Below are 16,037 nucleotides of genomic sequence, written 5' to 3' on the forward strand. Positions count from 1 at the left end.
AAGCAAAAACTTGGCATATTTGGTCAAAATTAGCAGAACTTTAGTCGTAAGTTGCTATGTTGGTCAAAATGATAAGATTTTAATTTAAGGTTAAATTTGCTATTATTTTGCCCACAGTTTGGCCTCTACGGCGCTGTTTCTCAATCATAATTGAATGAAAACAAGGGCAATGGAGAGCCAAGTTTCCAAGGATGTTCACTCCTTTACTTTAACAATAGTAATAATAGAGGAGGAACCGCAATGAGAGGAAAAAGTCGTGCTTGAAGCCTACCGTAAACACGTCGAAGAGCGTGCTGCTGAAGGAGTTGTTCCTAAACCGCTAGACGCAGAACAAGTTGCTGGACTTGTAGAACTTCTGAAAAATCCCCCGCAAGGTGAAGAAGAAGTCATTCTTGACCTACTTGAAAACCGTATCCCTCCAGGTGTTGATGAAGCTGCTTATGTAAAAGCGGGTTTCCTAACAGCAGTAGCAAAAGGTGAAGTTAAATCACCATTAGTGAGTCGTGAAAAAGCGGCTGAACTGCTAGGCACTATGCAAGGTGGTTACAACATCGAACCGCTAGTTGAGCTATTGGATGATGAAGCACTGGCAGAGATCGCAGTAAAAGCGCTGTCTCATACGCTGCTGATGTTTGATGCTTTCTATGACGTAGAAGAGAAAGCGAAAGCAGGCAATGCGCATGCACAGAAAGTACTTCAATCATGGGCTGATGCTGAGTGGTTCCTTTCTAAGCCTAAGCTTGAAGAAAAAGTCACTCTAACCGTATTTAAAGTAACAGGTGAAACGAACACGGATGACCTTTCACCTGCACCTGACGCTTGGTCTCGCCCTGATATTCCAGTACACGCACTGGCGATGCTTAAAAACGAGCGTGAAGGAATAAACCCTGATCAACCGGGTACTATTGGCCCGATCAAGCAAATTGAAGAGTTAAAAGACAAAGGTCATCAATTGGTTTACGTTGGTGATGTTGTTGGTACTGGCTCTTCACGTAAATCGGCAACCAACTCAGTGCTTTGGTTTATGGGTGATGATATCCCTTACGTTCCAAACAAACGAGCTGGTGGGTATGTGCTTGGTGGCAAAATTGCCCCTATCTTCTTTAACACAATGGAAGATGCTGGCGCACTACCAATTGAAGTTGACGTAACTAAGCTCAACATGGGCGATGTTATCGATGTTTACCCATATGAAGGTAAAGTTTGCAACCACGAAACTGGTGAGGTTCTAGCTGAGTTCTCGCTAAAAACAGAAGTACTGATTGATGAAGTTCGTGCTGGTGGTCGTATCCCATTGATCATCGGTCGTGGTTTGACAGACAAAGCGCGCCAGTCTCTAGGTCTTGAGCCTTCGGACGTATTCCGTAAACCTGGTGAAATCGCAGATTCTGGCAAGGGTTACACGCTTGCACAGAAAATGGTTGGTAAAGCGTGTGGCGTAGAAGGCATTCGCCCTGGTACCTACTGTGAGCCGAAAATGACGACAGTAGGTTCGCAAGATACTACTGGCCCTATGACTCGTGATGAACTTAAAGACTTGGCGTGTCTCGGCTTCTCTGCTGATCTTGTCATGCAGTCTTTCTGTCACACATCGGCTTATCCAAAACCAGTAGACGTTAACACTCACCATACACTTCCGGACTTTATTATGAACCGCGGTGGTGTATCTCTTCGTCCTGGTGACGGTATTATCCACTCATGGCTGAACCGTATGCTACTGCCGGATACTGTTGGTACGGGTGGTGACTCACATACTCGTTTCCCTCTGGGTATTTCATTCCCAGCTGGCTCGGGCTTGGTTGCCTTTGCAGCTGCGACAGGCGTTATGCCGCTAGACATGCCAGAGTCAATCTTGGTTCGTTTTAAAGGTGAAATGCAACCGGGTATTACACTGCGTGATCTTGTTCATGCCATCCCTTACTACGCGATTCAGCAAGGGCTACTAACGGTAGAAAAAGCGGGCAAGATCAACGAATTTTCTGGCCGTATCCTTGAGATTGAAGGCTTAGAAACGCTAACGGTTGAGCAAGCATTTGAGCTTTCTGATGCATCTGCAGAGCGTTCTGCGGCAGGTTGTACTGTGAAATTGTCTCAAGAGTCGATCGAAGAGTACTTAAACTCTAACATCGTGATGCTGAAGTGGATGATCTCTGAAGGCTACGGTGATCGCCGTACTATCGAGCGCCGCATTACTGCAATGCAAGAGTGGCTAGCAAACCCTGAGCTGATGCAAGCAGATAAAGACGCTGAATACGCACATGTGATTGAAATCGATATGGCTGAAATCAATGAGCCAGTACTATGTGCACCGAATGACCCAGATGACGCTCGTTTGTTGTCTGAAGTACAAGGCACAGCGATTGATGAAGTGTTCATCGGCTCTTGTATGACGAACATCGGTCACTTCCGCGCAGCAGGTAAATTGCTTGATAAGTTCAATGGCCAGTTAGCAACGCGCCTTTGGGTAGCGCCACCAACAAAGATGGATAAAGACCAACTGATTGAAGAAGGCTACTACGGTATCTTCGGACGTGCAGGGGTTCGTATTGAAACGCCAGGGTGTTCACTTTGTATGGGTAACCAAGCGCGTGTTGCAGATAAATCAACAGTAATGTCGACTTCAACGCGTAACTTCCCGAACCGTCTGGGTACTGGTGCGAATGTTTACCTGTCGTCAGCTGAGCTAGCTGCAGTAGGTGCAATTCTAGGTAAGATTCCAACCAAAGAAGAATACCTAGAATACGCGAAGCAAATCGACGCTACGGCAACGGATACGTACCGCTACTTGAACTTCCATAAAATGGATCAATACACCAAGAAAGCGGACGAAGTGATCTTCCAAGAACCGGCATAATCAGAAATGCACAATTCGAAAGCACCTCATATGAGGTGCTTTTTTTATGGGAGCAATTCGCTATACTCGCACCAAATTGATACGAAATAGGCAATCTCGGTGGAATTTGAATTCATTCGTAACACGTTGATGGGCGAGTACTACGTAAAATGTAGCATGGGACATGAGATTGTAGGGCGCTGGTTGCAAGAAGAAATTGGCAAAGATCCGATGAAGATTGCACAGGTTGAAAAGCTAATTGAGCGGTCATTTTCAGCGCCTTCTCAGGAGCATAACCTAACAGGCACGGAAATTAGCTTGATGATTCAGGGCGACGAAGTTCTTGTACAAGAAAACGCATTAGCCCATGAATATGATGTCGAGATGGAAAGTGAGTTCGACTTCTACAATGCAGAAAGTACAGCAAGTTGTGGGATAGAGGATTTCATGGCACTTATCGAACAGTGGAAAGACTTTTTGAACATTTAATGCACAGTTTTGGGTAACTTCTCTGCCGTTGCTTTAAATTTGTGAAAAGGGCGCACCGATATGGTGCGCCCTTTTTGTTTATAGATATGTAAATTGAGGTTAGTTTTTATTATTCAATAACTTAAAAACTTGGCACGTAGATTGGATTATAAGAAGTGTTTCAGGATGAAAGCTTCGGAGATAACTCAATGAAAATAATCAATGCCATTATTAAGCCGTTTAAATTAGACGATGTACGAGAAGCATTGGCTGATGTCGGTATCGAAGGGATGACAGTATCAGAAGTTAAAGGGTTCGGTCGTCAAAAAGGTCACACGGAATTGTATCGCGGTGCAGAGTATCAAGTCGATTTTCTACCAAAGGTGAAAATTGAAATCGCGACTCACGCAGACAATGTAGATCGCGTTGTTGAAGCAATTACAAAAGCTGCGCAAACCGGAAAAATCGGCGACGGTAAAATTTTTGTTTACGATCTGAACCAAGCGGTGCGTATCCGAACTGGCGAAATGGACGCAGAAGCACTTTAAGAATTCAAAGGATTGGAGATACTTATTATGGAATTAACAACAACAGTAACCGAGTTACGTTACGCACTTGACACCTTTTTCTTCCTCATTTCCGGTGCGTTGGTAATGTGGATGGCAGCAGGTTTTGCGATGCTAGAGGCTGGCCTTGTGCGCTCTAAAAACACAACAGAAATTCTTACGAAGAACATCTGTTTGTACGCCATCGCATGTACGATGTTTCTGATTGTCGGTTATAACATCATGTATGTCGATAATGGAGAAGGAGGCTGGTTACCTTCATTTGGTACGCTAATTGGTACTCAAGGTGAAGGGGCCGACCACTCTTTAGAGTCTGACTTCTTCTTCCAAGTTGTCTTCGTTGCAACTGCCATGTCCGTCGTTTCTGGTGCGGTAGCTGAGCGCATGAAGCTTTGGTCTTTCTTGATTTTCTCTGCGATTTTAACTGCGTTTATCTATCCAATGGAAGGTTACTGGACATGGGGTGGAGGCTTCCTAGCAGAAGCTGGATTTAGTGACTTTGCGGGTTCTGGTATCGTACATATGGCAGGTGCTTCTGCTGCTCTTGCTGGTGTGTTACTGCTTGGCGCGCGTAAGGGTAAGTACGGTAAAAATGGTGAAATCTATCCGATTCCAGGTTCTAACATGCCTTTGGCAACGTTGGGTACTTTTATCCTTTGGTTTGGCTGGTTTGGATTTAACGGTGGCTCTCAGTTGATGGTTTCAGATTTTGAGAATGCTACAGCGGTAGGTCAGATCTTTCTAAACACTAACGCAGCAGCGGCTGCCGGTGCAATTGCGGCGCTATTCGTTTGTAAAACTACTTGGGGTAAAGCCGATTTAACGATGATTCTCAATGGCGCGCTAGCTGGCTTGGTTGCCATCACTGCAGACCCTCTATCGCCATCACCACTGTACGCGGTTGCGATTGGTGCGGTGTCGGGTGCACTAGTAGTATTCAGTATCATTGCTCTAGATAAACTTAAAATTGACGATCCAGTAGGTGCTATCTCAGTTCACGGTGTGTGTGGTTTCTTCGGCCTAATGGTAGTGCCACTGAGCAACGGTGATGCAACGTTTGGTGCACAGCTTTTAGGTGCCGTAGTTATCTTTGCTTGGGTATTTGGTGCCAGCCTAGTTGTGTGGGCAATCTTGAAAGCAACCGTTGGGATTCGCGTTACAGAAGATGAAGAAATGGAAGGTATGGACATGCATGATTGTGGTGTTGGTGCTTACCCAGAGTTTGTTACGGTGAAATAATCATTAGCTTGTAATAAATGGTTACACACTTAACACAATAAAACCTGCTCCGATGAGCAGGTTTTTTAATATTCGTCATTGTCTTCTTATTGAACATACATATAATAACGCAACTGATAAACGTTATCATTAGCATGGTAAAGGATTAAACAATGAAAAAACTGCTAACTCTTTCAGCACTAACTTGCGCTACTCTAGCTCCAACAGCAATGGCTGCTGAAGAAGTGAACGTCTACTCTTACCGTCAACCTTTCCTAGTTGAACCTATGTTCAATGAGTTCACTAAAGAAACTGGCATCAAAGTAAACGTAAAATTTGCTAAAAAAGGCTTAGCAGAAAAGCTAGCTCAAGAAGGTGAGTACAGCCCTGCTGACGTTATTCTTACGACAGACATCAGCCGTCTAGCTGAACTGACAAACAAAGGTTTAGTTCAGAAAGTCGATAGCAAAATCATTGAAGAAAACGTACCTGCTCAATACCAAGATAAAGAGAATGAGTGGTTTGCTCTAACTCTACGTTCTCGTAGCGTTTATTCATCACGTGATCGCGTAGGTAAACTAGGCGCAGATTTCAACTACGCAGACTTAGCTAAGCCAGAGTTCAAAGGTAAAATTTGTACTCGTAGCGGTAAGCACCCGTACAACGTTTCTCTAGTTTCAGCAATGATTGCTCACAATGGCGAAGCAGAAACCAAAGAGTGGTTGGAAGGCGTGAAAGCAAACCTTGCTCGCAAACCACAAGGCAACGACCGTGCACAAGTTAAAGCGATCAAAGAAGGCCTATGTGATGTTTCTCTGGGTAACAGCTACTACCTAGGTAAAATGGTTAACGACAAAGAGCAAAAGGCTTGGGCTGATGCAGTTTACATCAACTTCCCTAACCAAGAGACTACAGGCACTCACGTGAATATCTCTGGTATGGCGATGGCGAAGTACTCTCCAAACAAAGACAATGCTGTGAAGCTAATGGAATTCCTAACGGGTGACAAAGCGCAGCAAATGTACGCAGAAGTTAACTATGAGTACCCAGTTAAAGAAGGCGTGAAGCGTTCTGAGCTTGTGGAATCTTGGGGTGACTTTAAAGCAGACAAGCTTTCTCTAGACGATATTGCAGCCAACCACGAAGCGGCAATTAAGCTATTAGACGAAGTGAAATTTGACCTTTAATTCCTTGTGGGGGTATAACAGTACCCCCATTTGATTAAAGGATATGAGATGTATTTGCAACAGCATTTGTATTTCATACAGCCTTGCAGTAATTAGGCGATGAAAGATAAACACTCTTTATGGAAAACCAGTAGTGGGGTAATAACTCTGCTACTGGTTTTGCCGATCTTAGCGATCTTCTACACCGCGATTGGTGAAACGGATGATTTGTTTGCTCATTTAATGGCAACGGTCATGCCGACTTATATTTTTAACACGGTTGCGCTAACTGTTGGCGTAATGGTGCTGTCCTTAATTCTTGGTATTCCAAGCGCTTGGATAATGGCCATGTGTAAACTGCCGACCGAAAAATGGTTGCAGTGGGCATTGGTACTACCTCTTGCAATGCCAGGTTATATCATTGGTTATATTTTTACTGATTGGTTTGATTTTGCAGGCCCGATTCAGATCTTTTTGCGTGATGTAACCGGATGGGGACCTGGCGAGTATTGGTTCCCTGACATTCGTACGTTGCCTGGTGCGACCTTTGTGTTGGCTTTGGTGTTGTATCCTTACGTGTATTTATTGTGCCGGGCTGCGTTTATGGAGCAAAATGTCTCTTTATTGCAAAGCGCGCGTTTGCTCAAGTGCTCTCCATGGGAAAGCTTTTGGCGCATCTCGATGCCGTTAGTAAGACCCTCTATCGCAGTGGGTTTATCATTGGTCGCAATGGAGACCATTGGCGACTTTGGTACGGTAAGTTACTTCGCGGTGAATACGTTAACCACAGCGGTCTACGATACTTGGTTGGGGTACTCTAATCTTAATGCGGCAGCCAAGATTTCTGCCATGATGCTCGTCATTGTAGTACTGCTTCTTAGTGCAGAACGATACAGCCGCCGTAAACAAAAGCTTTTTCAAAGCCAATTTAACAGTCACGAAGATTTTCGTTACGAGTTGACGGGCTGGAAAAAGTGGACCGCACTAGTTTGGTGCTGGGGCTTGGTTTCGGTCGCGTTTATTTTGCCGCTACTACAGCTGATTGATTATGCGATCACTTATTTTGCACAGAGTTGGACCTCAGAGTTTCGTGAATACGCATGGAATAGCTTAGTTGTGTCTGTTATTGCTGCGATTATTGGTGTTGCTGTCGCACTGATCGTTAACTTTACCCATCGAGTCAATGGTAAACGAGAAAGCTTGGCATTTATGCGTCTTTCTTCTATGGGCTATGCAGTACCAGGAACGGTACTAGCCATCGGTGTGATGGTCGCTGTGCTGTTTATGGATCATCGTGTCAACGACGTTGCTAAAGCCATGGAGTGGGGAAGGCCGGGACTTATCTTTTCTGGTTCCATGTTCGCACTAGTATTTGCCATGGTTGTGCGCTTTTCCGCGGTAGCGATTGGTAGTATCGAAAGTAATTTAAATAAAATTTCTCCGTCGTTAGATATGGCATCGCGCACTATGGGTTGTAAGCCCAATGCCATGCTGTGGCGCGTGCACTTTCCGCTGGTTAAGCGCGGTGCACTGATTGCGGCTTTATTAGTGTTTATCGAGTCAATGAAAGAGCTCAATGCGGCTTTGTTACTTCGTCCGTTTAACTTTGAAACACTAGCCACATACGTTTATAACTTCGCCTCGGATGAGCATTTAGAATTGGCCGCTTTGCCAGCGGTTCTGTTGGTTCTTGTTGGGTTGATCCCGCTTGTTGTTGTTAACCGTTCACTGGAGCAAAATCACTGATGAGCTGTGCATTATCAATTAAAAACCTAACGTGCCAATATGACGATCAAACCGTACTCGAATCATTGTCTCTTGAGGTAGAACAAGGGCAGATTGTCTGTTTGCTAGGAGCTAGTGGCTGTGGGAAAACAACACTATTAAAGGCCGTTGCGGGATTATTGCCGTTAACGTCAGGCGAAATGAGTCTAAATTGCGTCACAATTGATGATGGGGAAAACTGGTTGCCGCCAGAACAGCGTAATATCGGGATGATTTTCCAAGATTACGCACTTTTTCCTCACTTGACGGTGGAGCAAAACATTGCCTTTGGCTTAAAGCAGTGCTCGACAAAAGAGAAAAATGCCAAAGTTCAAGAGATGTTAGAACTCGTGCATCTTCAAGGTTATGGCGATCGTTATCCTCATCAATTGTCTGGTGGACAGCAGCAGCGTGTTGCGATTGCTCGCTCATTAGCTTACAGCCCAGACTTATTGTTACTTGATGAACCGTTTTCTAATATTGATACGCAAGTTCGCCATGAGTTGATAAGTGAGATCCGTAAGATTTTTAAGGCCCAAGGTGTGACTGCCATTTTTGTTACGCATAGCCGTGAAGAGGCTTTTGCTTTCGCCGATAAAATGGCAGTGATGAACAATGGAGTCATCGAGCAATATGGCACAGCATCTGAGCTTTACTACCAGCCTTCAAGTAAATTTGTCGCTGATTTCTTAGGTGGTGGCAGTTACCTTGCTGCTAAACGGGTTTCGAATTCAGAATATGAAACCCACTTGGGCGTGGTTGAAGCCACGGCTCAACAAGATATTCCAGTACAGGCGGAGTGCTCTTTACTGCTAAGACCGCAGCATGTGCAAATTCAATCCGATGAAGATAGTTCGGTAACCGTATTGGAACAGCATTTTATGGGTGATCACTGCCGTTATGTGATTAACGCGAATGGTGACCGTTTGTTAGCTACAGCTTCGCAAGCATTAAATATAGGTGAGTCCGTCGCGGTGAAAATTGAAACGCAAGGCGTCCTGGCATTTGCTTAACGCTCCTGAGTATCTTTTCTATCTCGTTTACGACTTCCCAACATACAATAAAAAAGCCCGGCTGTGGAGCCGGGCAAGTGCTCTTCTCCTGTTGATGAGCGCCTTTTCAGACAGCGTTGACTCTCATCATAGTGCTCGAAGCGGGCACAAGGTTCAGTTATAAAGACAAGAAGTCTTTAAACTGTTGAAGAACACGTTCCGCAGTGTCCTTATCTTGCATCTCTGCAAAAATTCGTAGCAGTGGCTCAGTGCCAGAGAAGCGAGCGATGATCCAACCGCCGTTCTTGAAGTAGACTTTCGCACCATCTTCATAGCTGACTTTTTCGATTTCAAACTCAAACTCAGGCAACTGCTTTTCAACATAAATCTTGTTGAACAGTACGTCTTTTTGCGCTGGTTTGAACTTGCAATCGCATTCTGCCATGTAGGCATAGCCGTACTTGCCGTAGATTTCATCCAGCAACTCAGACAGCTTCTTGCCGGTTACTGAAATCATTTCTACCAATAGGCTTGATGCGAATACGCCGTCTTTACCTTTGATGTGGCCGCGAATGGTTAGGCCACCAGAGCTTTCCCCGCCAATCAGTGAGTCATCCGCTTCCATTTGGGAGCTGATGTGCTTAAAGCCTACAGGAACCTCAAAGCATTTCTCGCCATGATCTTCGGCGACTTTATCGAGAAGGTGGGTGGTTGCGATGTTACGTACCACGGAGCCTTTCCAGCCTTTGTATTCAAGTAGGTAGTAGTAAAGCAGCAGTAGCACTTCATTTGGATGAATGAAGTTACCTTTTTCGTCGATAATACCAAGACGGTCCGCATCGCCATCAGTACCGATGCCAATATCGTAACCTTGCTCTTTCACTAGGTGCATCAAACGGTAGAGTGTTGCAGCGCTTGGCGAAGGCATTAACCCACCGAAGTCTGGGTTTTTGCCATCGTTAATCACATCAACGTCACAGCGGCCGTTGATTAATACGGTTTGCAGTGCGTTTTTCGCGACACCAAACATTGGGTCGATCAAAACACGTAAATTCGCCTTCTTGATCGCTCCGATGTCGATAAAGTCGATGATTGAGTCAACGAATTCGTTCATCGGATTGATGATTTCAATCAGCTTATCTTCAACCGCTTGTTCAAAGTCGACGCTTTTTACATCTTGCGCAGTGAGCGCGTCTATTTGTGATTCGATTTTTTGGGTGATGATTTCATCTGCGTCACGACCACCTTCAATGAAGACTTTAATGCCGTTGTAATCGGCAGGGTTGTGTGATGCGGTAATACATGCCGAGTATGCGCAGCCCATTTCTTTCGCTTTAAACATTACGATAGGTGTTGGGACAAATTTGTCGATAAAGCTAACCATAATGCCGTTTGCTGCTAGAACTTCAGCGAACCAACGACCTGCTTTATCGGAAAGAAAACGACGGTCATAGCCAATCACAAAACCGCGATCAGCAACCGATTCGTTATTCGTGATGTTTGCAACTGCTTGGGCAACCAAGCGTACGTTATCTTTGGTGAACTCCTCACCAATAAATGCACGCCAACCGCCTGTACCAAATTTGATCATGATTCGATCCTCGATAAGAGCGGCATCCCACCGCGTCTTAAATCTTTGCTAGCGAACCGATGCACTTGTAAAACATAAATGCACCGGATAAATCAAAAGGGGAGAAGGACTCCCCCAAAAGATGATTAACCTAGAGTAACGATAACTTCGTTTACTGAACCTTCCGCTTGAACTGGTACAGATGCACCATTTACAGCTTCACCGTTCACGGTAATCGACTTAACGCCTTTGCTTACTGAGTCTGGGTTAACGACTTTGATGTTGTACGTTGCTCCTAGCCATTGGCGAGTCACTTCGAAACCAGGCCAGTTCGTTGGGATACATGGATCGATAGTTAGGCCATCGAAGCCTGTACGCACACCAAGAATAAAGTTGGTAACAGCGAAGTAAGCCCAGCCTGACGTACCTGTTAACCATGGGTGGTTTGCACGACCGTGGTCTTGGTGGTCACGACCCATGATGAACTGAACGTATGAGTATGGTTCTGCAATACGTTTTTCGATGATGTCGTTCTGGTTGTATGGGTTTAGCGCATCGTAGAACTTCATTGCACGATCACCACGACCCAGTTTCGCTTCAGCTACCCAAGCCCATGGATTTGGATGCGAGAAGATCGCACCGTTCTCTTTTACGCCTTGGTAAACACGAGTTACGAAGCCGATATCATCATTCGGTGTTGCAAAAGATGGTGAGTTTAGGTGGAGGCCGTATTCAGAGAATAGGTTCTCATCGACAGCGTCCATCGCTTTTTCGCCGCGCTCTTGAGATACCGCACCAGAAAGTACCGCAAGTGTGTTTGACTCTAGGTGTACTCGGCCTTCCGATTGTTGCGCAGTACCGATCTTGTCGCCATTCTTCGTCAGACCACGGATGTACCAACCGCCTTCGTCATCCCAAAGGTGGGTTTCACACGCTTCACGAACGTTTGCTGCCATCACCGTGTATTTTTCAACGTCGGCTTCTTTGCCTAGGTATTTAGCTAGGTCGATGAACTCCTGCAGTGCCCAGAAATGTAGGAACGACACCATTGACGATTCGCCGCCACCTAGGTTCAGACAGTCGTTCCAGTCTGCACGCAGACCTTTACAGATACCGGTTTGACCTACGTATTCAGCCGAGAAGTCTAGCGCGGCTTTCATGTGGTCATAAACCGTTGCATCGCCACCGTCGGCGTAAGGGATCACTTCGTCGAAGAAGCTGTGCTCACCGGTTTCCATCACGTACTTACAGATGGTTGGAACTAGCCATAGATGGTCATCGGAACAAGTGTCTTCGATGCCGTGAATCTTGTCTTCATCAGAAGGTGTTGGAACTACGGTTGGGGATTTCGATGGTTTAACATCCGCTTTTTCTGGATCAAACCAATCTGGATCGAATAGGTGTAGACCGTAGCCCGCTTTTACTTGGCCGCGCAGTAGGTCAACGATACGTTTGCGCGTCATTGCTGGGTTAGCGTGAGGAACTGAGATTGCATCTTGCGCTGTATCGCGGTAACCAAGACCAGTACGGCCTCCCACCTCGATGAATGAAGCAAAGCGAGACCACACCACACACGTTTCCGCTTGGTATAACGTCCAAGCGTTGATCATGGTATCTAGACCTTCGTTTGGTGATTTCACTTGGAACTTGCCACAGCGTTCATCCCAGTGTGCTTTGATACCCGCAAATGCATTGTCGACTTCTGCAAGGTCTTGGTACTTAGCACGTAGACGGTCACCATTGCCTTTACCGATACCTAGAATGTAAGCAAAGCGAACTTCTTCACCCGGCTGGATAGTGAATTGCTTGTGCAGAGAGCCACAGTGGTTGTAACACGTTTGTGCTGTATTGAAACACTTGCCTTGTTCTACCGCTAGCGGGTTTGCTTCGTCACGGTATAGGCCAAGGAAGCTGTCACGTTGACCGTCGTATGAATCTGGGTCAAATGTTGAAGCTAGGTAGTAGAAGCCTTCGAAATCGTTGGTGTTGTAGTACAGGTCGTACTCGATCACGCCTTCGTTGTAAGCCGTACCTGCCGAGTACAGAGACATCTGATGGTTTTGATTATCAGATTGAATGTGGCTGAATGAGAACTCAACAAATGAGAATGCACTGATCGTACGTGGTTTGTCAGAGGTGTTTTTAATCACTACATCCCAGATTTCAGCGTCTTCGCCTTTTGGCACGAACAGAGTTTTTGTTGCGGTAATACCGCTGTATTCACATTTGAACTTAGAGTAAGACAAGCCGTGACGAACTTCGTAGTTTGCTTCGTCTAGGCTCTTCGCAACTGGTTGCCAAGAGATTGACCAGTAATCACCTGTCTCATCATCACGCAAGTAAACGTAGTGTCCTGGGCGATCGAATGTCGCATTTGGACGGAATTTAGTAACACGGTTGTATTCTGGAGAGTTGTAGAACGAGTAGCCACCCGCGTTGTGCGAGATAACCGTACAGAACTTCTCAGTACCTAGGTAGTTGGTCCATGGTGCTGGTACGTCAGGGCGAGTGATGACGTATTCGCGATTCTCGTTATCGAAATAGCCGTATTTCATTTGTGTCTTTCCTTTTTTACGAAGCTGCATCAGCAGCCAAAATTTAAAAACTCTTCAAGCGTGATGTTTCGACATCAGTTTTGTATTACTTCCACGGTTTACGGTAATTCACTCCCTGCAAATCAAGCAGAGGTAGATGGCCTTTCAAGCGTGATAAATAGTCGGTCCAATCTCGGTGTTGTTTGTCTGTCCAACATGCTTCTGCCATTGCAGTTAAACGAGGGAAGATCATGTAGTCCATGCGAGGTTGGTTATTGATAATTTCGCACCATAATGCTGTTTGAATGCCCCAAATGCGCTTACGTATTGGGTCGTCAGCAGGCACTTCAGCGAGCGGCTCGTAGTTGTAAGCTTTTTCTAGTGGCAGTGGGTTTGCCCAGTCCACGCCCGGTTCTTCAGGTGCGTAGTCTTGGGTCATATCTAGGTAAGTGGTTTGTGCTGGTTGCAGCACCACATCAAAGCCTTGGCGAGCACAGTTCAATGCCGCTTCTTCGCTTAGCCATGAGTAGATCACCGTATCTTTACTGACTTTGTCGCCGTGTTGAGCTTCTTCCCAGCCCAGCATGCGTTTGCCCAATTTACGAAGTTTGTCTTCGGCATAACGCAAGAAGTGTCCTTGCAAATCTTTGTAGTCGCTGTAACCCAGTTGTTCCATTAGTGCTTGGCATGCTGGGCTTTTTGACCATACGCCGTTAGGTACTTCGTCGGCACCAATATGAACGTAAGGCGCAGGAAAAAGCGCAGAGACCTCTTCTAGCACTTTGTCGATAAATTCATAACTCCCCGGCAGAGCAGGGTTAATGACGTTGTCGTTGTAATGCTGAATACTGCGGTATTCGGTGGTATCTTCCGCTTCTACCAATAGGTGTGGTAACGACTTGATGGCGGCTCGGCAATGACCAGGTACATCAATTTCAGGAATGATGGTGATGCCGCGTTGCGATGCAAATTCGATAACGTCTTTGATGTCTTCTTGCGTGTAGAAGCCGCCGTAACGTTCATTAAAGTGCGTGTACTGTGGTTCATTGATCTCATCCAATCCGCGCCAAGCACCAATATCGGTCAGTTGAGGCAGTGATTTGATTTCAATTCGCCAACCCTCATCGTCGGTAAGATGCCAATGGAACGTATTGAACTTGTAATGAGCCAGTTGGTTGATCAAGCGTTTGACTTGCTCAACGGAGTGAAAATGACGAGCACAATCCAGCATCATACCGCGGTAACGAAAACGTGGCCTGTCCTTGATTGAACAACAAACTACTTCCATTGAGTTAGGTTGATCGCCAACTTTGATTAGTTGTAATAACGTTGCACAAGCATGGGTAAAACCAGACGAAGATCCTGCTTCAATTTGGATTGACTCTTCGGCTACTTTCAGTTTGTAAGCGCCTTCATCCAAGGTTGGGTTGCCTTTGAAGATGATCTGACTGCCATTGTCTGATGCGAACTCAAATTGGTGAATGCGCTTAAGCTCTTCAAGTAGCCATTCTTTAGCTGAATTGGCCAGGCTTGAATAGACCGCGACGCCAGCATGATGATCAAAGCTAAAATAGTGATCGCTGACCTCAATATGGTTTGGTTTTGGCAGCAAGGGCTGTGCATGGGTTAAACTTGCCGGAATCTCACTGCGTTCACGGTATGGTGAAGCTAATACGATAGGCGTGACATCCACTTGTGCGCGCTGTGGGTTTCCATCAACGACAAAGTTGATCATCGCTTCGTTAAAGCCATCCGAGTAATAACGGAATGGGTTCGAACCAATACTGAATTCACAGTAATAGTGATGGTTGGCAGCCAGTACCACCCCTTCTGGTTTAAGTGTGCAAAAACTACCAATTTGAGTCAGTTGACCATTTGAAACGCTGTCTGGAAGAATGTAACGATCGAAAGCGAAAGTTAAGCTCCAGCTGTTTAGGTCTTGGTCGCTCAAGTTATGAAAGGTGAGGCCAAAGCGGCAGTTTTGTTTCTGCTCAGAAAGGACTACGAGATCAACACGATATTCCATATCTACTCCTACGCCGCACTGAGCGAGTAAAGGTTATGTTCTGGTTTGCCTGCAAACATAATTGCGCCTTCAATCGCGTCAAACTGTGGCTCAACAATCCATTGCTGAACTGGTGGTGAAAGCCAACGTACAATGCGTTCAGCTATGCTGCCCATTAAACAAATACGTGTTGCGCCGCGCTTGTTTAATGCCACGAGAAACATTTCTATATCCGCTGCGGTTTGCTTCAGCATTTCAATGGCCAGTGCATCGCCTTGTTCCGCATGTTGGAAAATAGCCGGAGAAAACTGCCCATAATCACGAGGAAGCGCCTGTTTTGACCACGCCACCACGTTGTCGACCTCATTTTCGAAATGCGTCATAACGTATTGTGCTAGGGGCGTTTTTTCTCTGATGCCGTCTTCAGCTAACAAAACTTGCTGAACTAGGCGTAGCCCCATCACTGCGCCGCCACCTTGATCCGAAATAGGGAACTCACGACCACCGACAACGTGTTGCTCCAATCCTTTAAGGTAGATGCCACAAGAACCGGTGCCCGCAATCATGATTGCGCCATCTTCGCCATTGTGCGCACCAACGCACGCACCGTAAGCATCGGTATTCAGAGTTATACTGGCAAATGGATGAGGAAGAGACATGAAGGCTTGCCAAGATGCTTTGTGCTCTGCGCCAGCAAGGGCTAAGCCGACGTGCATCGACGCGAAATCTTGTTGTGTTAGACCGCCTTGCTCGGTAGCCGAAGTGATGGATTCAAGAATCGAAGCCATTGCTATTTCAGCACCTAGCATGATGTTGGCACTGCCGCTTTTGGCCTCGCCAAGAAAATTACCTTGTGAATCTTTAATCCTGGCTCGACATGACGTGCCGCCACCATCGATACCGACAAAATACATTCCCATG

At 45.9% G+C, this 16,037-nt stretch carries 11 protein-coding genes; 7 read left to right on the forward strand and 4 right to left on the reverse strand.

Annotated elements, in window-relative coordinates; translation table 11 throughout:
• Positions 1 to 256: 256 nt before the first annotated feature.
• The 7 genes from acnB (at position 257) to R7R78_RS11925 (ending at position 9,028) form a co-directional block, all read left to right on the forward strand.
• Complete coding sequence (gene acnB, locus R7R78_RS11895; RefSeq protein ID WP_005380009.1) at positions 257 to 2,854, forward strand: bifunctional aconitate hydratase 2/2-methylisocitrate dehydratase; 2,598 nt, start codon at positions 257 to 259, stop codon at positions 2,852 to 2,854.
• A gap of 99 nt (positions 2,855 to 2,953) precedes the next feature.
• Positions 2,954 to 3,322, forward strand: a complete 369-nt coding sequence (locus tag R7R78_RS11900) for a YacL family protein (RefSeq protein WP_017635908.1) — start codon at positions 2,954 to 2,956, stop codon at positions 3,320 to 3,322.
• A 188-nt stretch (positions 3,323 to 3,510) separates the two neighbouring features.
• Positions 3,511 to 3,849: a P-II family nitrogen regulator gene (locus R7R78_RS11905; RefSeq protein ID WP_005386570.1), complete on the forward strand. Its 339-nt coding sequence runs from the start codon at positions 3,511 to 3,513 to the stop codon at positions 3,847 to 3,849.
• A 27-nt stretch (positions 3,850 to 3,876) separates the two neighbouring features.
• Positions 3,877 to 5,106, forward strand: coding sequence for an ammonium transporter (locus R7R78_RS11910; RefSeq protein WP_005386568.1), 1,230 nt, complete (start codon positions 3,877 to 3,879; stop codon positions 5,104 to 5,106).
• Positions 5,107 to 5,258: 152 nt separating this feature from the next.
• Positions 5,259 to 6,272, forward strand: a complete 1,014-nt coding sequence (locus R7R78_RS11915; protein WP_005386566.1) for a Fe(3+) ABC transporter substrate-binding protein — start codon at positions 5,259 to 5,261, stop codon at positions 6,270 to 6,272.
• Positions 6,273 to 6,371: 99 nt separating this feature from the next.
• Positions 6,372 to 7,997, forward strand: coding sequence for an ABC transporter permease (locus tag R7R78_RS11920; protein ID WP_005386564.1), 1,626 nt, complete (start codon positions 6,372 to 6,374; stop codon positions 7,995 to 7,997).
• Positions 7,997 to 9,028: an ABC transporter ATP-binding protein gene (locus tag R7R78_RS11925; protein WP_005380055.1), complete on the forward strand. Its 1,032-nt coding sequence runs from the start codon at positions 7,997 to 7,999 to the stop codon at positions 9,026 to 9,028. The genes R7R78_RS11920 and R7R78_RS11925 overlap by 1 nt, the downstream gene beginning before the upstream one ends.
• A gap of 157 nt (positions 9,029 to 9,185) precedes the next feature.
• Here the strand turns inward: R7R78_RS11925 and R7R78_RS11930 are convergent, their stop codons facing one another.
• From R7R78_RS11930 to R7R78_RS11945, 4 genes are all read right to left on the reverse strand, one after another.
• Positions 9,186 to 10,598, reverse strand: a complete 1,413-nt coding sequence (locus R7R78_RS11930) for a phosphoglucomutase/phosphomannomutase family protein (RefSeq protein WP_225473651.1) — start codon at positions 10,596 to 10,598, stop codon at positions 9,186 to 9,188.
• Positions 10,599 to 10,723: 125 nt separating this feature from the next.
• Positions 10,724 to 13,132 (reverse strand): GH36-type glycosyl hydrolase domain-containing protein, encoded by a 2,409-nt coding sequence (locus tag R7R78_RS11935; protein WP_086047029.1) that lies wholly within the window; start codon positions 13,130 to 13,132, stop codon positions 10,724 to 10,726.
• 85 nt (positions 13,133 to 13,217) lie between these two features.
• The gene (locus R7R78_RS11940) at positions 13,218 to 15,137 is read right to left on the reverse strand and encodes a beta-N-acetylhexosaminidase (RefSeq protein WP_225473653.1); all 1,920 of its coding nucleotides are present in this window, start codon (positions 15,135 to 15,137) and stop codon (positions 13,218 to 13,220) included.
• A gap of 8 nt (positions 15,138 to 15,145) precedes the next feature.
• Positions 15,146 to 16,036 (reverse strand): N-acetylglucosamine kinase, encoded by an 891-nt coding sequence (locus tag R7R78_RS11945; RefSeq protein ID WP_225473656.1) that lies wholly within the window; start codon positions 16,034 to 16,036, stop codon positions 15,146 to 15,148.
• Between the last annotated feature and the right edge of the window lies 1 nt (position 16,037).

The sequence above is a fragment of the Vibrio sp. 2134-1 genome, from assembly GCF_033339495.1.

Excerpts from the sequence above, each read along its gene's own strand:
- R7R78_RS11910 (WP_005386568.1), top strand. The coding sequence starts at position 3,877 with ATGGAATTAACAACAACAGTAACCGAGTTACGTTACGCACTTGACACC.
- R7R78_RS11945 (WP_225473656.1), bottom strand. The coding sequence starts at position 16,036 with ATGGGAATGTATTTTGTCGGTATCGATGGTGGCGGCACGTCATGTCGA.
- R7R78_RS11925 (WP_005380055.1), top strand. The coding sequence starts at position 7,997 with ATGAGCTGTGCATTATCAATTAAAAACCTAACGTGCCAATATGACGAT.
- R7R78_RS11905 (WP_005386570.1), top strand. The coding sequence starts at position 3,511 with ATGAAAATAATCAATGCCATTATTAAGCCGTTTAAATTAGACGATGTA.
- R7R78_RS11930 (WP_225473651.1), bottom strand. The coding sequence starts at position 10,598 with ATGATCAAATTTGGTACAGGCGGTTGGCGTGCATTTATTGGTGAGGAG.
- R7R78_RS11940 (WP_225473653.1), bottom strand. The coding sequence starts at position 15,137 with ATGGAATATCGTGTTGATCTCGTAGTCCTTTCTGAGCAGAAACAAAAC.
- R7R78_RS11915 (WP_005386566.1), top strand. The coding sequence starts at position 5,259 with ATGAAAAAACTGCTAACTCTTTCAGCACTAACTTGCGCTACTCTAGCT.
- R7R78_RS11920 (WP_005386564.1), top strand. The coding sequence starts at position 6,372 with ATGAAAGATAAACACTCTTTATGGAAAACCAGTAGTGGGGTAATAACT.
- R7R78_RS11935 (WP_086047029.1), bottom strand. The coding sequence starts at position 13,132 with ATGAAATACGGCTATTTCGATAACGAGAATCGCGAATACGTCATCACT.